Here is a 1,649-nt window from a genome sequence, read left to right on the forward strand (position 1 = left end):
GCCGTATCTCAACCGATCTTGGAACGTGCAGATCGAACGGAGTTCCTGGTCGGGTGATCTTCCGGCGGTACGCGCATGAGGACAGGGCCTCCTGGTAGCTCGGGGGTGCGACCCCATTCCGAGCGGTTCCCGGAGGCCCTGTTGTCGTTGTTGTACGCGCCCATGCCCGCCCGCTTCAACTCGGTTGCTCCATCGTGTGATTGCCTCGCGCACATGTACGGCAACGCGGCCGATCATCCCGATCGGGTGCGCCGGTATCCGTCGGACATGACGGACGCGGAGTGGGCGGCCATCCGGCCGTTGCTGCCGGTGCCGGCCTGGCTCCAGGGGCGGGGCGGGCAGCCCGAGGGCTACTGCCACCGCCAGATGCTGGACGCGATCCGTTACCTGGTAGCAGGCGGGATCTCGTGGCGGGCGATGCCCGCGGACTTCCCCGATTGGGGCCGGGTCTACGCCTTCTTCCGTCGCTGGCGCAAGCACGGGCTGATCACCGAGTTCCACGACCGCCTGCGCGGGAAGGTCCGTGAACACGAAGGCCGTGAGGCCGAGCCCACGGCGGGGGTCATCGACGCGCAGTCGGTGCGGGCAGCGGCTTCGGTGCGGGCCGCCTCACGCGGCTACGACGGTGGGAAGAAGGTGCCGGGCCGCAAGCGGCACATCGTGACCGACACACTCGGTCTGCTCCTGGTCGTCGCGGTCACCGCCGCGAACATCGGCGACCGGGACGCCGCCGCGGGCCTGCTGGCCCGGCTGCGCGCCCTGCACCGCGACATCACCCTCGTCTGGGCCGACGGCGGCTACACCGGCTCCATCGTCGACTGGTGCCGACAGAAACTCGCCCTCACCTTGGAAATCGTCAAACGCACCGATGACATGGAGGGATTCGTGGTGCTCCCGAGGCGGTGGGTGGTGGAACGCACATTTGCGTGGCTTCTCAACTCCCGCCGTCTGGCCCGGGATTACGAGACCCTGCCCGCTTCCAGCGAGGCGATGATCCGGTGGTCGATGGTCACGCGGATGAGCCGGCGTCTGGCACGGCCACGGGCCGCCGACCGGTGCTGAATGTCCCCGACGTCTCCTGCAGAAGCCACCCGCGCTCTGCCAGACGCCTGGCCTTCGAGCGCACCCCCTCGACCTTCGCCGGCGTCGCCTGAAGGCCCAGCTGAACCGCGATCTCCCTGGCCTTCAGCGGTCCTTGGCCCGCCGGGGACCGCTCCTCCACCACACCCAGAATCCGCTGGTAGTCCGGCGCCAGCACCGTCACCGGCAGCCCGTCCCGCCAGAAAGGCACCGTCGAGCCCGGCACCGGTGCGAGCGAGGGCGCTGATTCCTGCTCGGCCCCGGCCTCGGGCAGGGACTCGGTCACGGCAATCGTCTCGGCCGCAGAGGCGGTCAACGCCTCGACCAGCTCCTCCCGCGCGATCACCCGCCGGTCCAGCTCGATCTCCGCGGCCTCCAACACCCCGGCCAGCCGTGCGGCTTCCTCCCGCAGACCCTCCACCCGCACACGGGCAGCCGCCTCCCGCTCCTCCAGCATTCTCAGCACCGACGCCACCGCGCACCCCTCGACCACGAAGCGGACACAAGACGCCGCATCCCTCCCTCACCCCGAGCGAAACCATGCCTGACCAGCAAAAATCAAACGATCA

Annotated in this window: 2 protein-coding genes; one reads left to right on the forward strand and one right to left on the reverse strand. The window is 69.4% G+C overall.

Annotation, left to right across the window (positions count from 1 at the left end):
• Positions 1-213 precede the first annotated feature (213 nt).
• Positions 214-1,062 (forward strand): IS5 family transposase, encoded by an 849-nt coding sequence (locus tag AQJ27_RS51340; protein WP_096240678.1) that lies wholly within the window; start codon positions 214-216, stop codon positions 1,060-1,062.
• On the opposite strand, the gene AQJ27_RS51345 is transcribed toward AQJ27_RS51340, so the two are convergent.
• Entirely contained in the window at positions 1,010-1,537 is a 528-nt protein-coding gene (locus AQJ27_RS51345) for a hypothetical protein (RefSeq protein ID WP_096240680.1), read from the reverse strand. The genes AQJ27_RS51340 and AQJ27_RS51345 overlap by 53 nt on opposite strands.
• Positions 1,538-1,649 lie beyond the last annotated feature (112 nt).

The sequence above is a fragment of the Streptomyces olivochromogenes genome, from assembly GCF_001514115.1.
Classification (GTDB): domain Bacteria; phylum Actinomycetota; class Actinomycetes; order Streptomycetales; family Streptomycetaceae; genus Streptomyces; species Streptomyces olivochromogenes.

What these genes read in the sequence shown, in the direction of transcription:
- AQJ27_RS51340 (WP_096240678.1), top strand. Translation starts at nt 214, where the DNA reads ATGTACGGCAACGCGGCCGATCATCCCGATCGGGTGCGCCGGTATCCG.
- AQJ27_RS51345 (WP_096240680.1), bottom strand. Translation starts at nt 1,537, where the DNA reads ATGCTGGAGGAGCGGGAGGCGGCTGCCCGTGTGCGGGTGGAGGGTCTG.